Raw genomic sequence first — 21,941 nt, 5'->3', positions numbered from 1 at the left:
ACACTCATGGCTCAACAAAGAAGAGGTGGAAGACGTCGTCGTAAAGTTGATTTTATCGCGGCTAACCATATCGAATACATTGATTACAAGGATACAGACTTGTTGAAACGTTTTATCTCAGAGAGAGGTAAAATTTTACCACGCCGTGTGACGGGTACAAGTGCAAAAAACCAACGTAAGTTGACTATTGCCGTAAAACGTGCACGTATTATGGGATTATTACCATTCGTAGTCGAAGACTAAAATGTTTCCTAATAGATAAAAATAAAAAGCTTTGCACATTCTGCAAGGCTTTTTATTTTTATCTATTGCCTACATCTACATTAAGACGGTTTTTTGACTTTTATGATAGAATAGGCATAGATATTAATTAAATCATTTTAAATTGAAATATCATTTGGGGATACTTTATGAAAAAACTACTACAAAAAATAGAGATACCAACATTTTTAAGAGATATACGTCTTGTTGTCGCAACTATCTTAATATTTGCGTTATGTATTATTGGGGCAATTATTGGACTAACGTTAAACTTGTTTTTTGGTATGATAATATTTATCATCTTTTTACTACTTGTTGTGAGCTTTGTCTACGGTACAATGATTCTGTCAGAAAATACCACGGACTTTGTATCTAATTTAAGTTATCGAATTAAGCGCGGGGAACAAGAAGCGTTAATTAAAATGCCAATTGGTATTTTGCTTTATGATGACAAAAAACAAATTCAGTGGGTAAATCCATACTTACAATTGTACTTTGGAAACAAGGAAGTAATTGGTAAAAAGATATCAGCTGTTGATTATGATTTAGCCACATTAGTGGAAAAATCTTTGGATAGTCAAACGATTGAAAACCAAGTTGTGACCTGGGGCAAACGTCAGTTTGAAATGAGCATTCAAGATGATTTAGGCGTTTTATACCTACTTGATGTCACACGATATGCGGCAATTGAGCAGCGCTACTTATCTGAAAAAATGACAGTAGGTCAACTGTTCTTAGATAATTATGATGAATTATCTCAAAGTATGGATGATCAAACGATTTCTTCTTTGAATAATTATATTACGCACACCTTAACGTCATGGGCCAATAAATATCAAATGTACTTAAAACGCGTCGATGACGATCATTTCTTGATTTTAGCACATTTCGATAAATTAAATGATGCCGAACGTGACCGCTTCACTGTTTTGGATAAGATTAGAGAAGAAACTTCTAAACAAAATTATCCAATTACATTAAGTATTGGATTTGCTTATGGTGTCGATGATTTAAATGAACTCGCAACACTAGCTCAACGTAACCTTGATCTTGCATTAGGTCGTGGGGGAGATCAAGTTGTGATTAAAAATCAAACTGATTCTGCTCGTTTCTATGGTGGAAAGTCTAATCCAATGGAAAAACGCACGCGTGTACGTGCTAGAATGGTTAGCCAAGCACTTCGAGATACCATTAAAGATCGTGATGAAATATTTGTGATGGGGCACAAACATCCTGATATGGATGCAATTGGTGCAGCACTTGGAATTAGCCGTATTGCAAAAATGAACAACAAAAAAGCATATGTTGTCTTAGATAACACACAATTGAATTATGATGTTAAACGCTTGTATGATTTGTTTTTAGATAAAGAAGCAGATGCTGAGCGCTTTATCACACCTCAACAAGCATTAAGTATGGCTGATGAAAAATCATTGTTAGTTATGGTTGATCATTCAAAACCTTCAATGTCAGAAAGCCAAGAACTTTATCAAAAACTTGAAAATTCAACTGTTGTGATTGATCATCACCGTCGTGGAGAAGAGTTCCCTGAAAACCCAATGTTGGTTTATATTGAACCTTATGCGTCATCAACTTGTGAATTAGTAACGGAAATGCTTGAATATCAACCTAAAAAAGCTGATAATATTACCAAGATTGAGGCTTCTGCTATGCTTGCTGGTATTATCGTGGATACGAAGTCATTCTCGCTTAGAACGGGAACTAGAACATTTGATGCGGCTAGTTATCTCAGATCAGTAGGGGCTGACAACAAGTTAATTCAAGACTTATTAAAAGAAGACTTGAATCAGTTTATTAATCGTAATCACTTGATTTCAACAATTGAAATCATTAAACCAGGTATGGCATTATTAAAAGGTGAAGATGATCAAATCTATGATCCAATTGTCGCAGCTCAAGCTGTTGATATGAGTTTGTCTTTAGATAGTATCGAAGCAGCCTTTATTGTCACTAGACGTGATAAAAATACGATTGGTATTTCAGCGCGTTCAGTTGGTAAAGTTAACGTTCAAGTCATTATGGAAAAACTTGGCGGAGGCGGTCACTTATCAAATGCCGCAACTCAGCTTAAAGACGAAACGATTGACGTTGCCAGTGAGCAATTGATGGCAGCTATCGACTCCTATCAAGCAGAAGAAGAACCAGAAGAACAAGAATAAGGGAGGACTATCATTATGAAAGTTATATTTTTAGAAGACGTAAGAGGCAAAGGTAAACGTGGGGAAATCAAAGAAGTTCCAAACGGTTATGCTCAAAACTTTTTGATTAAAAATAATAAAGCAAAAGAAGCAACACCTGCAGCAGTTAGTGCCTTAAAAGGTAAGAAAAACGCTGAAGCAAAAGCTTATCAAGAAGAAAAAGATGAAGCACTAAAACTGAAAGCTTTTCTTGAAGAAGATAAAACAGTTGTTGAAATTAAAGCTAAATCAGGTGAAGATAGTCGCTTATTTGGTTCAGTACCAAGCAAACAAATTGCTAAAGCATTAGAACAACAATTCAAAGTTAAATTAGATAAAAGAAAAATTGAATTAACAAACCCAATTCGTACATTGGGCTACACAAACGTTCCTGTTAAATTATTTACAGGCGTTGAAGGTAAAATTAGAGTACATGTTGTTGCTGAATAAAAGTCACGTGAGTGGCTTTTTATTTAGTTATAAAGAGAAGGTGAATTATGGATAACCAATTTATTGCACAAAATATGCCACGTGATGAAGAAGCTGAAAAATCAGTTTTAGGGGCGATATTTTTAGATCCAGAAGCAATTGTGGAAGCTTCTGAGTTAATTGTGACTGACGATTTTTATCGTCATGCTAATCAAGTAGTTTTTGCTGCGATGCTTGAATTAAATGGGCAAGATAAAGCAATAGACGTTGTGACATTGACAGATGAATTGAAACGACGTAAACAATTAGAAGATATGGGTGGCGTTTCATACATTAGTGAATTAGCTGAAGCGGTGCCAACGGCAGCTAATATCGTTTATTATGCAAAAATCGTCCAACGTAAAGCCCTACTTAGACGGCTGATTTCGGCTTCACAATCAATCATTTCAGAATCTTTTGAAGAAGATACTGATGTGACGACAATTTTAGATGATGCCGAACGTAAAATTTTAAATGTTTCTCAAGCTAATGGTCAAAACGGCTTTAAAACGATTCATCAAGTATTAGATACGACGTTAACACAAATTAATTCAATTCCTGAAAATGCAGAAAATATCACAGGACTTGGAACTGGATTTAAAGCTTTAGATAATTTAACAACCGGGTTTCATGAAGATGAGCTGATTATTTTAGCCGCTCGTCCTGGTGTGGGTAAAACAGCCTTTGCTTTGAATATTTGCCAAGCAATTGGGATTAAAACAGAAAAAACCGTTGCGATTTTTAGTCTGGAAATGGGAGCAGAGCAATTGGTCAGTCGTATGCTTTGTTCAGAAGGATTAATCGATGCCCAGCATTTAAGAACCGGTAACTTAACTGATGAAGAATGGCGTCGATTGGTTGTGGCTGCTGGGTCACTTGATAAAACTAATATTTTTATTGACGATACTCCGGGAATTAAAATGGCAGAAATTCGTGCCAAAACAAGACGTCTCCAAAAAGAACAAGGTGACCTTGGCATTGTGGTAATTGACTACTTACAACTGATTGAAGGAACCCGTAAAGAAAGTCGTCAACAAGAAGTTTCTGAAATTTCAAGACAACTTAAAAAACTAGCAAAAGAATTGCACGTACCAGTTATTGCACTGTCCCAACTTTCTCGTGGGGTAGAACAAAGACAAGACAAACGCCCAATTTTATCTGATATTCGTGAATCAGGATCAATCGAACAAGATGCTGATATCGTGGCTTTCTTATATCGTGATGATTACTACCATAGCGATGACGAAGAAGAACAAGAAAATCAAGATACTAGTGTGGTTGAAGTAATTATTGAAAAGAATAGAAGTGGTGCTCGTGGGACTGCTAACCTAATCTTTACTAAATCACATAACCGATTCTCAAATCTTGATTATCAACACGAACCTAGCTAAAAAAGACGCCTTAATAGGCGTCTTTTTTGTTTTATAGAAAAGGTAATATAATGTCTAAATTTTGTCGTGCATTGTGAAATAAATGCACAGCTACTTTGATAGCTAACTTTTTGGTTTTAGGATCAAGACCACGAAAGGCTTTGGTAAAGCTAATCGCACTTTGAATTTTACCATCTGTCAGCTGTGAAAGGTCTGTAATGTCGGCTTTTTCAAAAGCTTCAAAGATAGCCTTCCATAATAATTTGCGTCGTGAACGAGGAACTTCTTCAACCCAGCGACGTAATGTTTTATCAATAAAAATACTACCATTGGTGACCTCAGGCATTTCAATAAAGTTTGTTCGGCCAATATCCCACGTATCTGGCACATGCTGGGCCAGCAAATTACGGGTACTAGACTTAACAATAATATGAGGCTCATTGTGGTCTAGCATACGTCCAAAAATAGAACCTTGTGGAATAAATGTTAATATCTTATGTTGGATGTTTTTGTAACGTTTATTTTGGAGTAAGTTTTTTTCAAATCCTGGACCATCCAAATTATAAACATAGCTAATTCGTTCTTGAATTTTCATAGATAAATGGGTTGCCGCAAAAATAGCTAAGTTGCCACCTTTTGAATGACCCGCTACAAATAGTGTCCGTTTAGGATATTTAGCTGACATTTGTTTTAAATAAAGCGTGGCTAAAAACTGTCCATTGATGGTCGGCGCATAACTCATCACCATGTCTTCATTCCAACCGACCATAGTTGTATCTGTTCCACGAAAAACAATATAAGCTGTTTTGTTCTCAAATAAAACGGTCATTGCTGCAAATTGAATTGCAGGGTTGTAGTTGAATTTTGTTTCCCAATTGGTGATTCGTGCAGAACTAAACCGCGGACTTCTTCTAAGTAGTTCTAACAATGTTTTTTCGATTTCAGGTAAATCATCAACACGATATAAAGGATTATCAAGTAATAATCTCGCCACTTCTCCAATGGGGACAGACTGACGATACTTCATAATATCATCTAAAGGAAGATAAACTAGCGCACTCAAAATAGCTGAGTCGATAGGATTCAAAGAATCTTGCTTAATAGACAAGTCTCCGCGAAAACGTAAATAATCTAAATAATTTGCCACTAGCTAGCCTCCTTAAAGTTTTATTTCTGTTATCATCATAATCTTATTATATAATATTTTCAAAGTGTAAATTAACTGTGCTATAGTTTACTTAAAATATTATTAAGAAATGGAGCCAAGTTATGACAGCACAATCAGATATTAAATTATTAACCCAATTAACCAATGCAAGTGGGGTTTCAGGTTTTGAGGATGAAGTTGTAGATTTATTTCAACAAGAAGTTGCAGAATCTGGATCAGTCTCAAAAGATCCAATGAACAATGTTTATGTAGAGGCTAACCAAAACAAAGGAAATCGTCTACGTCTACAAATTGATGCTCACTCAGATGAAGTGGGTTACGTTGTTAAGAACATTAGACCAAATGGCTTGATCGAATTTGTTCTAATTGGTGGTCAAACAGCAATTACACTATCATCTACTAAAGTTAGAATTCTAAATGAAGACGGCCAATACATTTCAGGGGTTATTTCAAGTATTCCACCACACTTTATGACACCTGAACAAAAGACGCGTTTACCTAAAGTTGATGAATTGACCATTGATGTGGGGGCAACTTCTGCTCAAGAGGTTGAAGATTTAAAAATCAAACGTGGTGCACCCGTCACAATCGATGTTCAAACACAATATAACGATTACAACGGTACACTTGTTGGAAAAGCGTTTGATAATCGTGTTGGGACAGCCTTACTTGCTAAAACTATGAATTATCTAAAAGATAAAACATTACCGATTGATGTTATCGGGGCATTAGCTTCTCAAGAAGAAGTCGGTGCTCGTGGTGCACAAGTGACAGTGAGAAAGGTACAGCCAGATTTAGCAATCGTTTTTGAAGGGGCACCAGCTAATGACACTTGCTTCCCAGATTATGCTATCCAAACAGGAATCAAACGTGGTACTATGATTCGCCACATGGATTCAACAATGATTACTAATCCAAGATTCCAAAAATTTGTGTTAGATATTGCTAAAAAATATGATATTCCACATCAAGAATATGCCGATACACGTGGCGGACAAAATGGTTCTGTAATTGCAGGATACAAAGGGGCACCAACAATCGTAATTAGTGTTCCTGTGCGTTATGCACACACACCACATTCATATATTGCGCTCGAAGATTTTCAAAATAGTTTTGAACTAGCTAAAAAAGTAATTGATCATCTAACACCAGAAATTATTCAAAATTTCTAAAAAGTTTCATGTGAAACATTAAAGAGGAGGATTAAAATGACAAAAATTCCAACAGTTACATTAAATAATGGTGTCAAAATGCCACAAGAAGGATTTGGCGTTTTTCAAATTCCGGATTTTGAAGCATGTAAACAAGCTGTTAAAGATGCACTAGAAGTTGGTTATCGATTAATTGATACTGCTCAGATTTATCAAAACGAAGCCGCAGTTGGCCAAGCCATTCAAGAAAGTTCTGTTCCTCGAGAAGACATTTTCATCACAACTAAAATTTGGGTGAGTGATTATGGCTTTGAAGAAACGAAGGCTGCCGTTGAAAAATCAATGGAAAGATTGCAGACAGACTACCTAGATCTTGTATTATTGCATCAACCTTTTAATGACTATTATCGTGCTTATCAAGCTTTAGAATCCTTGTACGATGCCAAGAAATTACGCGTAATTGGGGTTTCAAACTTTTATCCAGATCGTTATATTGACTTGGTTAATTACTCAAAAATTGTGCCAGCTATTAATCAACTCGAAATGCACGTTTTCCACCAACGTGCAGAAGATCAACACTATCTTGAAAAATATGGGACTCAAATTGAATCATGGGGACCATTTGCTGAAGGTAAAAATGGCTTATTTACTAATGAAACATTGGTAAATATTGGAAAAGCTCATGATAAAACAGCTGCTCAAGTGGCTTTGAGATATTTGATTCAATTAGGTGCGATTATTATTCCAAAATCCGTTCATAAAGAACGGATGCAACAAAATATTGACGTGTGGGACTTTGAATTAAGTTCAGAAGAAATGGCACAAATTAAGACACTAGATTTGAAAAAACCATTATTTATCGATCACCACAGTCCTGAAGCAATTGAACGATTTGTTAATCTAGAGAAATAGAAAGAAGCTAACGTATGACAACAATTAATGTGATTTTAGGAAGTTCAAGATCCAATTCATTAGGTCGACACATTTTGAACTATTTTCGAAGTCAGCAAGAAGCCTACGAAGAGTTGATGCAGGTTAAGTTTAATTTCATTGAAATTGGTGACTATCAATTGCCATTTTTCTATGAAGCACTACCACCATTGGCTAACCCAGATAGAAAGCTTAAAGATAATGAACAAAAATGGATTGATGATATGGCTAAAGCAGATGGCTTTGTGTTTTTGACGCCAGAATATAATCATTCATTTCCAGCTGTTTTAAAGAATGGAATTGATTATTTAAGTAACCAGTTGACTGACAAACCAAGTTTAGTGATGACTTATGCCAATAATGGTCGTGGCGGTCAATTTGGTGGACTTGAATTAACACCAGTTCTTGAAAGATTAGGCAGTCTTGTTTTGCCAACACCAATTGCAATTGGAAACGTCCAACAAAACTTTAGTGAAGCAGGTAATTTATTAGATGAAGGGCCTTCAAAAGATTTCTATCAAAAACGTTTGAAACAAGGACTTCACAAAATTGCATTTTATAGTACGTTGTTTAAAAACAATCCTTATTCAGGGTTAAATTAAAAAAGCTACCTTTCAAAGGTAGCTTTTTTGGTACAAAAAAACCTCGTCAATCGACGAGGTTAAAAGATATGATGATGGGTGGTCAGGGGCTCGAACCCTGGACCCACGGATTAAGAGTCCGTTGCTCTACCAACTGAGCTAACCACCCGGTTTGCTTCAACATTGTTATACTATCACTTTACTAATAGAATAACAAGTATTAATTTATATAAAAATTTCAATTATGCTAATAATTGGTTTTTAGGTCAAACTGGCTTAAAATGAATAAGTGAATACCTAAATAAGAACAGTCAAAATTAATTTAGAGGTGAAAGACATGAGTAAAAAAATACTAGTCGTTGATGACGAAAAACCTATTTCAGATATTATTAAATTCAATCTAAAAAAAGAAAACTATGATGTTGTTGTGGCTTACGACGGTGAAGAAGCTGTTGCCCAAGTCGAAGCTGAAAAACCAGATTTAATTATCTTAGACTTGATGCTACCCAAAATGGACGGAATCGAAGTTGCACGTGAAGTTCGCAAAAAATATAATATGCCAATCATTATGGTAACGGCTAAAGATAGCGAAATTGATAAGGTGTTAGGTCTTGAAATTGGTGCGGATGATTATGTGACTAAACCATTTTCAAATCGTGAGTTAGTGGCACGTGTTAAAGCCAACTTGAGACGTGAAATGACCACACCAAATGAAGAAGAACCAGAACAAAAGATGATTAAAGTTGGTGACTTAACTATTAATCTAGATGCTTACAGTGTTTCTAAAAACGATGAAAAAATTGATTTGACTCATCGTGAATTTGAATTGCTTCATTATTTAGCTGCTCATATCGGACAAGTGATGACGCGAGAAAACTTGCTTCAAACAGTTTGGAGCTATGACTATTTTGGAGATGTGAGGACGGTGGATGTAACTGTTCGTCGTTTACGTGAAAAAATAGAAGATAACCCAAGTCAGCCGGAATATTTGGTAACTAGACGAGGTGTTGGGTACTTCATGAAGGATCCAAGTCAAGAAGACTAAAAAGCAATAGTAACTAGGAGAGTTGAATGACTTAATGAACAAAAAAATTGGTTTCTTTCAATCGATTCATTTTAAAATTTCAATTGTATTTATTTTACTGCTACTTGCAACAATTGAAATTATCGGGGCTTACTTTACTCAACAGCTACAAAAAGAAAATATGGAGTCTTTTAAGACATCGCTGCAAGTAAAATCCTATACCAATACACAATTGGCAGACCAGTTAAGTAAGACCGACACTAAAGCTGCTAATGCTGAAATAGCTAATATTATTTCTGACATGAGTAATTCTCAAAATACAGAAGTTCAAGTCATTGATAATAAAGAAACGATAAGAGCGATTAGTAATTATAGTTCGCGTGATTTAATCGGACAGCGGTCGACTGATCCAGATATAAGATTGTCCGATAACTCAAAAAGCCTTTACAAAACAAAAGTAATCAACGGTGAAAACTACTATATTCAAGTAGTCCCAATTACTTCTAGTACGGGTGATAATAGTGGTAATGTTGGGCTGATTTATATTAAAGCTAGCATGAATTCTGTCTATAGTAGTATCCGAAATGTGATGGTTATTTTCTTAACGGCATCTTTAGTTGCCTCAGTTCTAGGAGCTATTATCGCACTATTTATTGCTCGTGCAGTAACGATGCCGATTGATGAGATGAAAAAACAGGCAATCAGAATCGCAAATGGTGACTATTCTGGTCAGGTTAAAGTTTATGGACAAGATGAACTCGGACAGTTGGCTCAGGCAGTAAATAACTTATCAATACGTGTTGAAGAAGCACAAGAGGCTTCTGATTCCGAAAGAAGACGACTAGATAACGTGTTAGCACATATGACTGATGGTGTTATTGCGACAGATAGACACGGTAAAATTACCATTATTAACGAAACAGCTATGCAGCTTTTTGACTGCAAGCAAGAAGAGGTTATTGGACAATCAGTGATGGTGTTATTAAATGTCGAACCAGAAGATAACATTCAAAAATTCTTAGAAAAACGAACAGAGATGTTTGTGGCGCTAAATGAGGGCACTGATCAAGAAGTTATTTTACATGCTAACTTTTCACTTATTCAAAGAATTACGGGATTTGTTTCAGGAATGGTATGTGTGTTTCATGATGTTACAGAGCAGCAACAAAATGAACAAGAACAAAGACAATTTGTCTCAAATGTTTCTCATGAATTGCGCACACCACTAACTTCTGTTCGAAGCTACATTGAAGCATTGAACGATGGTGCTTGGCAAGATCCAGATATTGCACCTGAATTCTTGAAAGTAACTCAAGAAGAAACAGACCGAATGATTCGTATGATTAATGATTTATTGAATCTTTCACGAATGGATCAAGGGACGTCAAAGATGAACTTTGAATGGGTTAACTTAAATGAGTTTGTCTCATATGTACTTAATCGCTTTGATATGATGATTAAAAATAACCAAGAAGATCAGCAAAAGCGAAAAGATTATACAATCAAACGAGAACTGGGTTCACATGATTTATGGGCTGAAATTGATACCGATAAAATGACCCAAGTCATTGATAATATCGTGAATAATGCGATTAATTATTCACCTGATGGCGGTGTGATTACTGTCCGATTAGTTAAAGCCGCTAATCGCGTTATTATTAGCATTTCAGATCAGGGACTTGGAATTCCTCGAAAAGATATTAACAAAATTTTTGACCGATTCTATCGTGTGGATAAAGCACGTTCTAGACATCAAGGTGGAACAGGTCTTGGGTTAGCAATTTCAAAAGAGGTTGTAGAATCTCATAAAGGCCGTATTTGGGTTGAAAGTACAGAAGGTAGAGGCTCTACATTTTATATTTCTCTCCCATTTGAACCGCTGAATGAAGGAGAACCGTGGGATGCAGTTTAAAAATTATATTGTCAGATTTGTATTAGTTGGTTTAGTGACTTTAAGTCTTTTTTTAACATTCTTAATTTGGACAAGTAATCAAAGTTTAGAACAAGAAAAGTATGAAAACCCGATTATTACCAATGAAAATAATGCGCTAAATGACCAAAACTTTGCTAGAATATTTTCCCCAACGCAAGTAGTTAACTATCAAAATGGACAAAACTACGTCCTAATTAATCAGCAGAATGATTTAATTAGTAGTTTGTTAGATAAGATGAAGTCATGGAATTTAAAAATTAATCGCCAAGAAGTGTTTGATGAAAAAAGTTATTTAGATAAACTCAATAATCAAAACAATGTTCAAATCGCTTATACAGATGCCATGTCATTAAATGTATTTGCTGAAGTAATTGATAAAAAAGACTTAAAACAATCAGAGGATTTTACATTTAACCGCATTTTTATTCCTAAAGAGTTGGATAACCATATTTACTTTGCAAATGACCAAACAAAAGAGATTTTAACGGTTGAACGTGGGGGATATGATGCGCCGGGCTTTAGTAAATTAGTAGATGACTACGGCTTTAAGTCCCCCGTTAAGTTTATGAAGTTAGCTTCTAATCGCTACGTTTTGAATTATATAACTCAACCTCAACTATCTGTTTATAGTTACATGATTAATCGAGATTTGGAAGATAACTATGTTTATCGTTTACTAGGTAATAACAGTACTAGCACGCAAAATAATTACTCAACGACTTATAAATTAGGTAGTAGCAAGCGTTTAGTCGTTGATAAAGATAATGACCAATTTCAGTATAGTGATGTTTCAATAACAAATACGCCACAAGATACTCAAGGTTTATTTGACCGCAGTTTCCAGGCAATTTCGAGTCTAAAAACAAGATTAGTTGAATGGCGCTATTATAGTTCTTCAATTAGTACTTCAGATAAGCAAATCACCTATCGTAACTATGTTGAAGGGTTGCCAGTATTTAGTCAGTCTGAAAATGGTGTAGCTAGTGTCAGTTATTCTAGCAGCGGTGAAGATATGAGTTTTACCAATCAAATGTTGCAAGTCCCAATACCGCCAGACGGGAAAGTAGCAACGTTGCCTACAACATCAGAACTGATGAATCAATTAAAATTATCTGGTTACGAAAATAATCAAATTCAAGATATTGAACTTGGATTTGAATGGCAAAAAGACGCGACAAATAATGATCTAATAGACCTAGTGCCGACTTACTACGTTAAAGTTAACGATAAGCTGGCCAACTACGAGACTTTAATTAATAAAACGTCAACAAATACACTTACCACGGATAAATAGAAAGGAATTGCTATGGATTTTAGAAAAATAGAATATATCTTCATTGCGGTCTTTTTATTTATTAATATCTTTTTGAGTATTTCAGTTCAAAATCCGCCTTTTTTTGAAAATGCTTCTTCTGGCAGTAACGATAATACAATCAATTCAATTCAAAAAGATAATATTACTTTTCCTGAACTTTCAACAACAACAGATGAAAGCCAGTATTTAGCAACGCGTAATTTGACTAGCTTGTCTAATTATAATCAGTATTTAAAGAAACAGCGCGTGAGTTATGATACTGATAAGAATGTTTTAACCAGCCAATTAAATAATCCGATTCATTACCAAAAAGAATCTGTTGCTAATGATTTGGCACAATTCATGAAAAATAGTGAGAATATAATCTATGGTTCTGAATATGTGTATTCCCCTGAATTATCTACTGATTCAGAAGTTGTTTTCGTACAGCAATTAAATCTAGGTCAAGGCAAACAAATGACAGGCTTGATTTATGATGACAAAGGTCAAATTCGTTTTCAAATTAAAGGAAACGCTATAACAAGTTACATTCAAAGCTACTCTAGTGACTTAGCTCAAATAGGTGAAAAGCAAACCACTATTAGTCAACAGAGTGCGATTATTAATCTCTACAGTCAAAAAGCAATCAGCAATAATTCAAAAGTAACCTTTTTAAAACTAGGCTATAGTCCGCTTTATAATACAGCGATTCGAGGTAGTGAAATTTATGTGCCAACTTGGTATGTCGGTGTCATAACTAATAATGATAATCGCTTTTCCGTAAAAGAAGTTAACGCGTTTAGCGGGAAAGTAATGAATTAAATAAGGAGTCGTTTGTTAATGAAATTATCGGTTTTAGCCAGTGGGTCAAAAGCCAATGTGACTTATATTGAAACAAGTCACCACAAAATCTTAATTGATGCGGGTTTATCAGCGAAAAAGACAAAAGAAGCACTAGCTAAAATTGATCGAGATATCGCAGATATTGATGCAGTTTTTATTACACATGAGCATAGTGATCATGCCAAAGGATTAGGGGTTTTGATGAGACGTTATCAAATCAAAGCTTACACGAATCAAAAAACATGGCAGGCCTTAATACCAAAATTAGGAAAAGTAGACCCGGAACTTTGTCAAATCTTTGAAACAGGTGAATTAAAGTTGTTTGATGAGTTTCAAGTGTTAAGCTTTGCCACCTCACATGATGCTGCTCAACCACAATGTTATAAGATTACAGAAGATGAACAGTCTGCGGTAGTCGTGACTGATACGGGTTATGTTCCGCAGAAAATTTGGCGAACTCTCAGTGACTCCACAGTTTATGTGATGGAATGTAATCACGATATTGAATTGTTGCGTTCAGGCCCCTACAGTTGGGACTTAAAAACCAGAATTTTATCAGATCAGGGTCACCTTTCAAACTCAGATAGTGCCAAGCTTTTGGCTAATTGGGTTGGCGAAAATACAGAATATATTTACTTAAGTCATTTGAGTAAAGATAATAATACGCGTGAAGTTGCTTTTGAAACTGTAGATGAAACTTTACAGAAAAATCATATTCACCATGTTAAATTGATGAAAACACAGCAAAATCATGTTCAAAAATTGATAACTTTATAAAATTTGTAATTATTTTGTCATACAATTTTCTAAATTTAGAGTTAGAATAGAGATAAATAAGGAGGAATTGTTATGGCTAAAAATCAAAAAGGTCAAAATTCAACTAATAAAGGATGGAAATTAGTAGCTGTGAGTGCTGTTGCCGGTCTTTTGGCAGGAAGCATTCCTTTTGCAAGTGTTGGTGCCTATAATGCATTGTCAGGAAACCAACCGATTGTACAAAGTGGTAACAATGTCAGTTCAAATACCAGTGGCTCTGCAAAATTACAAAATACATCCACAGGATCATCAAATAGTGGGTCAATGACTAGCGCATTTAATAAAGTAAGTGCAGCTGTTGTTTCAGTTTCTAATTTACAGCCTGCTAAATCAAGTCAAAATAGTTTGTCATCTTACTTTGGTCAAATGTATGGAGATGATGAAAAAGCAAAAAGTACCCTACAAACTGCCAGCGAAGGTTCAGGACTTATTTATCAAACCGCTAACGGTAAAGGATACATAGTAACAAATAATCACGTTATTGAAGGTGCAACTAAACTTCAAGTTATTTTGAATACAGGTGAAGCAATCGATGCTAATGTAGTTGGTTCTGATAGCGTTACCGATTTAGCTGTTTTATCAATTGACTCTGCAAAAGTTCCAGCAACTGCTGACTTCGGTAGCTCAGATAACTTAGAACCTGGACAACCCGTTATTGCAATTGGTTCACCTTTAGGTAGCCAATATGCAACTAGTGTAACTCAGGGTATTATTTCAGCTAAAAGTCGTACTTTGAATAGTAATTCAGGAACTCAAACGACTGTTATCCAAACAGATGCAGCAATCAATCCTGGTAACTCAGGTGGGCCACTTGTTAATTCTGATGGGCAAGTAGTTGGAATTAACTCTATGAAATTGGCTCAAAGTCAAGACGGGACTAACGTTGAGGGGATGGGATTTGCTATTCCTAGTGACGAAGTCGTGACAATTATTAATCAACTTGTTGAAAAGGGATCGATTACCAGACCAAAAATTGGTGTTAGAGTAGCTAGTGTCAGTGAAATGACACAACAACTCCGTCAAAAAGTTCAACTACCAGATTCAGTAACTGGTGGTGTTTATATTGCTTCAGTAGATGACAATACATCTGCAAAAGAAGCAGGAATTCAAAGCGGTGACGTTATTACTAAATTTGAAGGTCATGCTGTAAATTCAGTAACAGAATTACATTCATTGCTTTATCAAAAACAGGTTGGCGATACAATCAGTCTTGAAATTGTTCGTGCTGGACAAACACAAACTGTCAGCTTAAAACTTAACTAAAGCTTTGATATAATTGAGATGGCTATCTTTTGATAACCATCTTTTTTGTATGTATAAAATGTGAAACATGAATAATGTTCGTGTTTAACTATGTAAAACACTAAATTAGTAAAATGCAAAATTAACAAAACCTGTGGATAACCTTGTGAATTGTGGATATCTAGGTTATTTAAAGTAGAATTAAAAATAAATAAAAACGTTTTAAATCGTTATTCTAATAGGGTTTATAGTGATTAATAAAAAAAACGAACTAAAATCACAACTTGTAAGTTGTTAAATTTTTTATAAGTGAAAGTATCAACTTATAGTGGTCTGATTAATTATTATATACAATATATATGAATAGTGTTTCACGAAATAAGGGAGTTTTAGATAAAATGCCACAAAAAGTAGTATGTGTTGGAAAATTAAAAGAAAAGTATTTAAAGTCTGCAATTGATGAATATCAAAAGCGTATGCAACGATTTGGTAAGCTAAATATTGTTGAAGTTCCTGATGAAAAGGCACCTCAAAATATGAGTGATAAAGAAATCGAGCAAGTGAAAGATAAGGAAGGTGAAAAGATTTTATCTAAGATTAATGATCAAGATTTTGTCATTACACTTGAAATTTTAGGTAAAGAAATTTCATCAGAAAAACTGGCTCAAAATATTAAAGATTGGACGACTTATGGTCATAGCTCATTGGTTTTTGTTATCGGTGGTTCTAACGGATTGAGTGAAGCTGTGATGAAGCGTTCTAATTATGCTTTGAGTTTTGGAAAAATGACATTACCTCATCAATTGATGCGAGTTGTGTTATGTGAACAAGTTTATCGTGCTTTTATGATTAATAGTGGTAGTGCTTATCATAAATAAAGAACACCTTTTCGAACGAGAAGGTGTTTTTTTGTATCTTAAATCCTGAAATATGGAATATATAGTTGACATTTATATCAAATGATGTAATATATAAGTTACTTAAGGAACTTATATATTACTTTTTTAAGGAGTAACTGCTGATGGAAAATAAAGTAAAAGTAGTCCGGATTTCTGAAGGTATGCAGCAAAAAGACTTAGCTTTAAAAGTGGGGATATCAAGACAAACGCTCAGTTTGATTGAAAAAGGACAATATAATCCCTCTTTAAAGTTATGTATCAAGCTAGCTGAAGCCTTGGAGTCAGATTTAAATTCATTATTTTGGAGGATATAATTATGCAAAAAGAATCATTATATATCAGAGCAATAAAAAGATTTTATGGTGTGCAAGAGGTTGACGAATACAGAGAACAAGAAATTAACAAAATTGGAAATAAAGCATTTATGATATTGGCTATTTATAATATGATTTCTGTATTTGTCGCTGTGTTAGGACTTATGAGCTCTTTAGATAAGGAACTAACATTTTTAAGTTACATCGGGTGTAACTTTATTGTGTTACTCGCTATAACTGGTTATGCTGCGATTAGAGTTTATCGCCTAAGGCTTGATCAAATAGAGAGTTATGATAGTAACCAATATGGTCAATTAATCAAAAAAGTAAAGATGAACTCACTTTCAAGAGGGGTATTCTTTTTTATTGGAATACGTATTTTAACAATTGTGATGGATTTAGTTGATGTTCAAAACAAGAGTTCTTTGACGGATTTAATTCTGTCACCAAAAGGTAATGTTCAAGGTTTAATAGCAACAGTGATATTTGCTGGATTTATGTATGTTTTGATGAAATCTAGAATTAAAAAAGATGAATAAGGAGACAATGATGGCATTTGTTGTGGGTTTTATTATGTATGTCTTAACGTATATCGTACCCTTCAAATTATTAAATATACCATATTTAGTTACGATTCTAGCTGCAATTGGTGGTGTCACTTCTGGTGTTTTAATTGCTATTCAAAAAAGAAAACCAAAAAATAACCACTCAAAAGCTTAATTCAAAATTAGGCTTTTTTATATTGAAAATAACAGGTCCGCTAAAAAGTTGAAGCTAGACATAATTTGGGATAAACTAAACCAACAACAAAATGAGGTGACAGTAATGGAAGAAGATATTCGACAAAAAGTAAAAGAAAAAATTCAATCAGGTGATTTTGATTGTGCTAAAGAACTAACGCTTTCGATGTTTCAAGGTAAACACAAATTGTTTATTTTGTGGGAACTAAGAAAAGGTAATCCCATTCATTTCAATGAATTTACGCGCCTAATTCCAAATGTCAGTCGTAAAGTTTTGACTAATCAATTAAACGAGCTAATTCAAGATAATATGATTCAAAAAAACGATTATGATGAGGGCAACGTCAAACGTGTCAGTTATGAATTAACCCAAACTGGAAAAACAATTATGCCAATTCTTGAGGCGATGTATCGATGGGGTGAAAACCGCATTGAAGAGCTAAAAATCAGTCCTAATTACCAAACTAATTCGAGTGAAAATTAGGGAGTTACCTCAAGGTAACTAATTGTTTCAAAACAGTTCTTTCGATAAACTTTTAATTACAAAAAGTTAGTAGGAGGAACAAATTAATATGAAATTACAACTCGCAATTGATTTAGAAGACGTAAATGGTGCCATTGAACTCATCGAAAAAACAAAAGACAGTGTTGATGTTTTTGAATATGGTACGCCTTTAGTTATTAATTTTGGACTTGAAGGATTAAAGAAAATTCGTGAACGTTTTCCAGAAATCACACTACTTGCAGATGTGAAAATCATGGATGTAGCGGGATACGAAGTTGAGCAAGCTATCAATTACGGTGCTGACATCGTGACAATTCTAGGTGTTGCAGAAGATCAATCAATCAAAGATGCCGTTGCAAAAGCTCATGAATATGGCAAAGAATTATTGGTTGATATGATTGGTGTTCAAAATGTTGAGCAACGTGCACAAGAATTAGATGAAATGGGTGCTGATTATATCGCAACTCATACAGGTTATGACCTACAAGCGTTAGGACAAACACCGCTAGAAAACTTTAACAAAATTAAAGCAACAGTTAAGCAAACTAAAACAGCTGTTGCCGGTGGAATTAAAGAAGAATCAGCACCAACAATCATTGCACAACAGCCTGATTTATTAATTGTTGGGGGTGCCATTTCAACTGACGATAACCCTGCTGAAAAAGCAAAAACTTTCAAGGATATGATTGATAATGCCTAAACAATCAACTTGGCAACAAATCTTATCGGAACTACAAGCAGGTGAAGTTGAGGTTACCAATTCACAACTTGAATTAGTTAACCAAGCTAATCGCGTTTTTGTTGCGGGATCAGGCCGTTCAGGTTTGAATTTGAAATCGTTTGCGATGAGACTGAGTCAACTTGGCAAAACTGCTTTTGTCGTTGGCGAAACGACAACGCCTGCGTTTCAAAAAGGTGACTTATTGATTGTAGCAACTGGATCGGGTCAAACACCACAAATTATTAACTTCATGAAAAAAGTAATAGAATTAAACGGACAGACATGGTTATTGACGGCGACACCAGAAACTTCAGCTACACAATTAGCAACCGAAATTACTTATTTGGCAGGTAAAGGTAAGTATACTAATAATGCTCAGTCAATACAGCCAATGGGTTCATTATTTGAACAATCCTTGCTGATATTTGGCGACGCGTTTACACTTTCTTATATGTCTAAATTTGAGATATCAGAATTAGTGATGCAACAAACACATGCTAATTTAGAATAAAAAGAGGTTCACTCGTAATTGAGTGAACCTTTTATTTTTCAAAACAAATAGATTGTAAACAATTTAAATTGGTGCTACGATAACCCTGAATTATTAATTAATTTATGGAGGCAATTAAATGACAGTAAAATATGATTACGATGTTCTTTATTTAGGTGCGGGTCATGGGACTTTTGATGGCGCTGTTCCTTTAGCACAAAAGGGATTTAAAGTTGGTGTGATTGAAGCAGATAAAGTTGGTGGGACATGTCCTAACTGGGGCTGTAATGCAAAAATTACGCTAGATGCACCTGTTTTTGTTAAACATCAACAAGCTAACATGTCAGCACTTTTTGATGGTGAATTGCCAACAGTTAATTGGAAAAATAATATGAAGCACAAACACGAAGTGATTGATAATCTACCCGATATGATAACTGGGCTAGTTGAATCTGTTGGAATTGACTTGATTCATGTATTTGGACAATTAGTCGATGGTCATACGGTAGCAATTAATGACGAAGAAAAAACTGCAGAAAAGATTGTGATTGCAACAGGATTACACCCTAATCAATTGCAAATTCAGGGACATGAATTTGCTCACGATAGCCAAGAATTTTTGGCTTTAGATGACTTGCCAAAACAGATAACCATCATTGGATCAGGTTATATTGGAATGGAATTTGCATCTATTGCAAACGCTGCTGGTTCAGAAGTTACAATCATGATGAGCCGTGATGTTGTCTTACGTAACTTCTATCAACCTTACGTAGAATTAGTTGTTGAACAAATGAAAAAAGATGGTATTCAATTTGTTGAAAATGCTAACGTATCAGCATTTAAAGAAGTTGATAATGGCTATGTTGTTGAATATGGTGACAATCAAGAACTAAAAACAGATTGGATTTTGGATGCTACTGGACGTCAGCCTAATGTCGAAAACATAGGTTTGGAAAAAGTCGGTGTTGACTATGATCAATCAGGTATTATCGTTAATGACTATCTTCAAACTAGCGTGGAAAGTATCTATGCTTCAGGAGATGTTATTTCTAGCTCACAACCCAAATTAACACCGACTGCTATTTTTGAAAGTACTTATTTAACTCAATTGTTTTCACGTGAAACATCTGAAAAAATTAATTTTCCAGCAATACCTTCCGTAACATTTACGACACCTCGAATTGCTCAAATTGGTGTTTCTGTTGATGAAGCAAAAAATAATTCAGACTATCAAGTAGTTGAGACAGATTTAACACAATCAAGTTGGTATTATCAAATTGATCAACAACCTGTTGCAAAAAGGACTTTGATTTTTGATAAGAATCAACAGTTAGTTGGCGCAACAGAAGTTAGTCAAAAAGCTGATGCCGTCATTGATGCTTTAGTACCAGTTATCGAACTAAAGCCTACAAAAGCACAACTTGGGCGAATGGTTCACCTATTTCCATCCATTGCTAGTGATGTATTTGCTTCACTTTAGAATAGATAACTGTATGATTGATATTTAATAAAAAATAGTAGACTCATAAGGAGATGTAAATAATGAAAACTCAACAATACGATTATGATGTAATGTTTATTGGTGCAGGTCACGGTTCTGATGGTGCGGTGATGCTGAATAAATATGGCTATAAAGTAGCTAAAATTGAAGCCGAAAAAGTCGGCGGAACTTGTACAAACTGGGCATGTAATGCCAAAATTGTACTGGATGGGCCGGTTAAATTAAGCCGCACACATGAGCAATTAAAAGATATTGTCCAAGGTGAGTTGAAGCTAAGCTGGGAACAAAATATGGCTCATAAACATGAAGTGATTGATCCACTAGCTGATGGTATGGAGAAAAAGTTCACAGGATCAGGTATTGATGTTATTCATGGTTGGGCTAATTTTGTCGATAACCATACTGTTGAAATTGATGGCAAGACTTATACTTCTGATAAGTTTGTTATCGCAACTGGTTTACATCCACACCGTTTAAATGTCCCTGGTCAAGAGCATTCACACGATAGCAAAGACTTTTTAGATTTAAACCCATTACCAAAACGAATGACAGTTATTGGTTCAGGTTATATTGGAATGGAATTTGCGACAATAGCTAATGCTTTTGGTAGTGATGTGACTGTGATGATGCGTGGTGATCGGGTGTTACGTCAATTCAACGCTGAATATGTTGATGAAGTCGTTAACGATATGACTGAACGTGGTGTGACTTTTGTCAAAAATGCTGACGTTAAAAAATTCGATAAAAAAGATGATCATTATGTTATTGAATATGGTGAAAACAAGATTCATGAAACCGATTGGATTTTAGATGCAACAGGTCGAGTACCTAATGTTTCAGGTTATGGATTAGATGAACTTGGAATTGAATACGATACTAAAGGTATTAAGGTTAACGGCAAAATGCAAACCAATATCGATAATATTTTTGTCGCTGGGGATGTCGCTGATACAACTTATCCAAAACTAACACCAACAGCTACCCATCAATCTAATTACATTGCGCATTATATTATGGGTGACACTACTTCAGATATGAAATCATTTGTCGTGCCAACGGTTACTTTTACTTCACCTCGAATCGCTGAAGCTGGCGTTACCGTTAGTGAAGCAAAAGCTGATCCAGATAAATATGAAATCATTGAAAGTGATGTAACAGGCGACTGGTTCAGAAAAGTCAATGAAGATAAAATTGGCAAACAAACACTAATTTTTGATAAAGAAGGTCACTTAGTCGGTGCAACAGAAGTGAGTGAAGAAGCTGAAAACTTCATCAATGCGGTTCTACCTGCTATCGCACTTAAATTAAATCGTGAACAAATAGAACAAGTTGTGCCATTATTCCCATCAATCATGCATGAAGGATGGAAAAAATTATAAAGATAACAAACACTGCATCGTACTGATGCGGTTTTTTATTTAGGCTAGATGTAGCGTAGTTAGCGCAAACACGATATAATAAGTTTGTATTATTAAAATAAAATTAAAAAAAC

Annotated in this window: 23 protein-coding genes and 1 tRNA gene; 22 read left to right on the top strand and 2 right to left on the bottom strand. The window is 34.9% G+C overall.

Features of this window, described 5'->3' with window-relative positions:
- Positions 1–6: 6 nt before the first annotated feature.
- From rpsR to dnaB, 4 genes are all read left to right on the top strand, one after another.
- Positions 7–243 carry a 30S ribosomal protein S18 gene (gene rpsR / locus JNUCC72_RS05810; RefSeq protein ID WP_339968399.1) on the top strand — a complete coding sequence of 79 codons (237 nt, stop codon included), beginning with the start codon at positions 7–9 and terminating at the stop codon, positions 241–243.
- A 167-nt stretch (positions 244–410) separates the two neighbouring features.
- On the top strand, positions 411–2,441 hold the full coding sequence (locus JNUCC72_RS05805; RefSeq protein ID WP_454143735.1) for a DHH family phosphoesterase: 2,031 nt from the start codon (positions 411–413) through the stop codon (positions 2,439–2,441).
- Positions 2,442–2,456: 15 nt separating this feature from the next.
- Positions 2,457–2,909 (top strand): 50S ribosomal protein L9, encoded by a 453-nt coding sequence (gene rplI / locus JNUCC72_RS05800; protein WP_454143733.1) that lies wholly within the window; start codon positions 2,457–2,459, stop codon positions 2,907–2,909.
- Between the two features lie 47 nt (positions 2,910–2,956).
- Positions 2,957–4,318 (top strand): replicative DNA helicase, encoded by a 1,362-nt coding sequence (gene dnaB / locus JNUCC72_RS05795; protein WP_454143731.1) that lies wholly within the window; start codon positions 2,957–2,959, stop codon positions 4,316–4,318.
- A gap of 31 nt (positions 4,319–4,349) precedes the next feature.
- On the opposite strand, the gene JNUCC72_RS05790 is transcribed toward dnaB, so the two are convergent.
- Positions 4,350–5,444 (bottom strand): Mbeg1-like protein, encoded by a 1,095-nt coding sequence (locus JNUCC72_RS05790; RefSeq protein WP_454143729.1) that lies wholly within the window; start codon positions 5,442–5,444, stop codon positions 4,350–4,352.
- 122 nt (positions 5,445–5,566) lie between these two features.
- On the opposite strand from JNUCC72_RS05790, the gene JNUCC72_RS05785 reads away from it, so the two are divergent.
- The 3 genes from JNUCC72_RS05785 to JNUCC72_RS05775 are packed head-to-tail and all read left to right on the top strand — an operon-like array spanning position 5,567 to position 8,148.
- Complete coding sequence (locus JNUCC72_RS05785) at positions 5,567–6,637, top strand: M42 family metallopeptidase (RefSeq protein ID WP_454143727.1); 1,071 nt, start codon at positions 5,567–5,569, stop codon at positions 6,635–6,637.
- Positions 6,638–6,682: 45 nt separating this feature from the next.
- Complete coding sequence (locus JNUCC72_RS05780) at positions 6,683–7,528, top strand: aldo/keto reductase (RefSeq protein ID WP_454144739.1); 846 nt, start codon at positions 6,683–6,685, stop codon at positions 7,526–7,528.
- Positions 7,529–7,542: 14 nt separating this feature from the next.
- On the top strand, positions 7,543–8,148 hold the full coding sequence (locus JNUCC72_RS05775; RefSeq protein ID WP_454143725.1) for an NADPH-dependent FMN reductase: 606 nt from the start codon (positions 7,543–7,545) through the stop codon (positions 8,146–8,148).
- A gap of 75 nt (positions 8,149–8,223) precedes the next feature.
- Here the strand turns inward: JNUCC72_RS05775 and JNUCC72_RS05770 are convergent.
- Positions 8,224–8,296 (bottom strand) — tRNA-Lys (locus JNUCC72_RS05770).
- Between the two features lie 168 nt (positions 8,297–8,464).
- Between JNUCC72_RS05770 and yycF the strand changes: the two genes are divergently transcribed.
- The 15 genes from yycF (at position 8,465) to JNUCC72_RS05695 (ending at position 21,828) form a co-directional block, all read left to right on the top strand.
- Entirely contained in the window at positions 8,465–9,172 is a 708-nt protein-coding gene (yycF, locus tag JNUCC72_RS05765) for a response regulator YycF (RefSeq protein ID WP_454143723.1), read from the top strand.
- 34 nt (positions 9,173–9,206) lie between these two features.
- Positions 9,207–11,063 (top strand): cell wall metabolism sensor histidine kinase WalK, encoded by a 1,857-nt coding sequence (walK, locus tag JNUCC72_RS05760; RefSeq protein ID WP_454143721.1) that lies wholly within the window; start codon positions 9,207–9,209, stop codon positions 11,061–11,063.
- Positions 11,053–12,378 carry a two-component system activity regulator YycH gene (gene yycH, locus JNUCC72_RS05755; RefSeq protein ID WP_454143719.1) on the top strand — a complete coding sequence of 442 codons (1,326 nt, stop codon included), beginning with the start codon at positions 11,053–11,055 and terminating at the stop codon, positions 12,376–12,378. Before walK ends, yycH begins: the two co-directional genes overlap by 11 nt.
- A gap of 12 nt (positions 12,379–12,390) precedes the next feature.
- Positions 12,391–13,200, top strand: a complete 810-nt coding sequence (locus tag JNUCC72_RS05750; RefSeq protein WP_454143717.1) for a two-component system regulatory protein YycI — start codon at positions 12,391–12,393, stop codon at positions 13,198–13,200.
- Between the two features lie 18 nt (positions 13,201–13,218).
- Entirely contained in the window at positions 13,219–13,998 is a 780-nt protein-coding gene (locus JNUCC72_RS05745; RefSeq protein ID WP_454143715.1) for an MBL fold metallo-hydrolase, read from the top strand.
- 72 nt (positions 13,999–14,070) lie between these two features.
- Positions 14,071–15,300 carry a S1C family serine protease gene (locus JNUCC72_RS05740; RefSeq protein WP_454143713.1) on the top strand — a complete coding sequence of 410 codons (1,230 nt, stop codon included), beginning with the start codon at positions 14,071–14,073 and terminating at the stop codon, positions 15,298–15,300.
- A 377-nt stretch (positions 15,301–15,677) separates the two neighbouring features.
- Positions 15,678–16,157 carry a 23S rRNA (pseudouridine(1915)-N(3))-methyltransferase RlmH gene (rlmH, locus tag JNUCC72_RS05735; RefSeq protein ID WP_454143711.1) on the top strand — a complete coding sequence of 160 codons (480 nt, stop codon included), beginning with the start codon at positions 15,678–15,680 and terminating at the stop codon, positions 16,155–16,157.
- Between the two features lie 143 nt (positions 16,158–16,300).
- Positions 16,301–16,492, top strand: coding sequence for a helix-turn-helix transcriptional regulator (locus JNUCC72_RS05730; RefSeq protein ID WP_454143709.1), 192 nt, complete (start codon positions 16,301–16,303; stop codon positions 16,490–16,492).
- Between the two features lie 2 nt (positions 16,493–16,494).
- Positions 16,495–17,031: a DUF6773 family protein gene (locus tag JNUCC72_RS05725; RefSeq protein WP_454143707.1), complete on the top strand. Its 537-nt coding sequence runs from the start codon at positions 16,495–16,497 to the stop codon at positions 17,029–17,031.
- 10 nt (positions 17,032–17,041) lie between these two features.
- Positions 17,042–17,212 carry a hypothetical protein gene (locus JNUCC72_RS05720; RefSeq protein ID WP_454143705.1) on the top strand — a complete coding sequence of 57 codons (171 nt, stop codon included), beginning with the start codon at positions 17,042–17,044 and terminating at the stop codon, positions 17,210–17,212.
- 105 nt (positions 17,213–17,317) lie between these two features.
- A complete protein-coding gene (locus JNUCC72_RS05715; protein WP_454143703.1) occupies positions 17,318–17,716 on the top strand; it encodes a winged helix-turn-helix transcriptional regulator in 399 nt (132 codons plus the stop codon).
- Positions 17,717–17,804: 88 nt separating this feature from the next.
- Positions 17,805–18,437 carry a 3-hexulose-6-phosphate synthase gene (hxlA, locus tag JNUCC72_RS05710; RefSeq protein WP_454143701.1) on the top strand — a complete coding sequence of 211 codons (633 nt, stop codon included), beginning with the start codon at positions 17,805–17,807 and terminating at the stop codon, positions 18,435–18,437.
- The gene (hxlB, locus tag JNUCC72_RS05705; protein ID WP_454143699.1) at positions 18,430–18,969 is read left to right on the top strand and encodes a 6-phospho-3-hexuloisomerase; all 540 of its coding nucleotides are present in this window, start codon (positions 18,430–18,432) and stop codon (positions 18,967–18,969) included. Before hxlA ends, hxlB begins: the two co-directional genes overlap by 8 nt.
- Positions 18,970–19,087: 118 nt before the next feature.
- Positions 19,088–20,428: a dihydrolipoyl dehydrogenase family protein gene (locus tag JNUCC72_RS05700; RefSeq protein ID WP_454143697.1), complete on the top strand. Its 1,341-nt coding sequence runs from the start codon at positions 19,088–19,090 to the stop codon at positions 20,426–20,428.
- Between the two features lie 62 nt (positions 20,429–20,490).
- A complete protein-coding gene (locus tag JNUCC72_RS05695; RefSeq protein WP_454143695.1) occupies positions 20,491–21,828 on the top strand; it encodes a dihydrolipoyl dehydrogenase family protein in 1,338 nt (445 codons plus the stop codon).
- The last annotated feature ends 113 nt before the right edge of the window (positions 21,829–21,941 follow it).

It is taken from the genome of Holzapfeliella sp. JNUCC 72, assembly GCF_053668685.1.
Note: the sequence above shows the minus strand (reverse complement) of the source record. Positions and strands in the feature narration are given on the sequence as shown.

What these genes read in the sequence shown, in the direction of transcription:
- rplI (WP_454143733.1), top strand. Translation starts at nt 2,457, where the DNA reads ATGAAAGTTATATTTTTAGAAGACGTAAGAGGCAAAGGTAAACGTGGG.
- JNUCC72_RS05740 (WP_454143713.1), top strand. Translation starts at nt 14,071, where the DNA reads ATGGCTAAAAATCAAAAAGGTCAAAATTCAACTAATAAAGGATGGAAA.
- hxlA (WP_454143701.1), top strand. Translation starts at nt 17,805, where the DNA reads ATGAAATTACAACTCGCAATTGATTTAGAAGACGTAAATGGTGCCATT.
- rlmH (WP_454143711.1), top strand. Translation starts at nt 15,678, where the DNA reads ATGCCACAAAAAGTAGTATGTGTTGGAAAATTAAAAGAAAAGTATTTA.
- walK (WP_454143721.1), top strand. Translation starts at nt 9,207, where the DNA reads ATGAACAAAAAAATTGGTTTCTTTCAATCGATTCATTTTAAAATTTCA.
- JNUCC72_RS05720 (WP_454143705.1), top strand. Translation starts at nt 17,042, where the DNA reads ATGGCATTTGTTGTGGGTTTTATTATGTATGTCTTAACGTATATCGTA.
- JNUCC72_RS05725 (WP_454143707.1), top strand. Translation starts at nt 16,495, where the DNA reads ATGCAAAAAGAATCATTATATATCAGAGCAATAAAAAGATTTTATGGT.
- dnaB (WP_454143731.1), top strand. Translation starts at nt 2,957, where the DNA reads ATGGATAACCAATTTATTGCACAAAATATGCCACGTGATGAAGAAGCT.
- JNUCC72_RS05715 (WP_454143703.1), top strand. Translation starts at nt 17,318, where the DNA reads ATGGAAGAAGATATTCGACAAAAAGTAAAAGAAAAAATTCAATCAGGT.
- JNUCC72_RS05695 (WP_454143695.1), top strand. Translation starts at nt 20,491, where the DNA reads ATGAAAACTCAACAATACGATTATGATGTAATGTTTATTGGTGCAGGT.
- JNUCC72_RS05785 (WP_454143727.1), top strand. Translation starts at nt 5,567, where the DNA reads ATGACAGCACAATCAGATATTAAATTATTAACCCAATTAACCAATGCA.
- yycH (WP_454143719.1), top strand. Translation starts at nt 11,053, where the DNA reads ATGCAGTTTAAAAATTATATTGTCAGATTTGTATTAGTTGGTTTAGTG.
- JNUCC72_RS05730 (WP_454143709.1), top strand. Translation starts at nt 16,301, where the DNA reads ATGGAAAATAAAGTAAAAGTAGTCCGGATTTCTGAAGGTATGCAGCAA.
- hxlB (WP_454143699.1), top strand. Translation starts at nt 18,430, where the DNA reads ATGCCTAAACAATCAACTTGGCAACAAATCTTATCGGAACTACAAGCA.
- JNUCC72_RS05805 (WP_454143735.1), top strand. Translation starts at nt 411, where the DNA reads ATGAAAAAACTACTACAAAAAATAGAGATACCAACATTTTTAAGAGAT.
- JNUCC72_RS05750 (WP_454143717.1), top strand. Translation starts at nt 12,391, where the DNA reads ATGGATTTTAGAAAAATAGAATATATCTTCATTGCGGTCTTTTTATTT.
- yycF (WP_454143723.1), top strand. Translation starts at nt 8,465, where the DNA reads ATGAGTAAAAAAATACTAGTCGTTGATGACGAAAAACCTATTTCAGAT.
- JNUCC72_RS05775 (WP_454143725.1), top strand. Translation starts at nt 7,543, where the DNA reads ATGACAACAATTAATGTGATTTTAGGAAGTTCAAGATCCAATTCATTA.
- rpsR (WP_339968399.1), top strand. Translation starts at nt 7, where the DNA reads ATGGCTCAACAAAGAAGAGGTGGAAGACGTCGTCGTAAAGTTGATTTT.
- JNUCC72_RS05700 (WP_454143697.1), top strand. Translation starts at nt 19,088, where the DNA reads ATGACAGTAAAATATGATTACGATGTTCTTTATTTAGGTGCGGGTCAT.
- JNUCC72_RS05745 (WP_454143715.1), top strand. Translation starts at nt 13,219, where the DNA reads ATGAAATTATCGGTTTTAGCCAGTGGGTCAAAAGCCAATGTGACTTAT.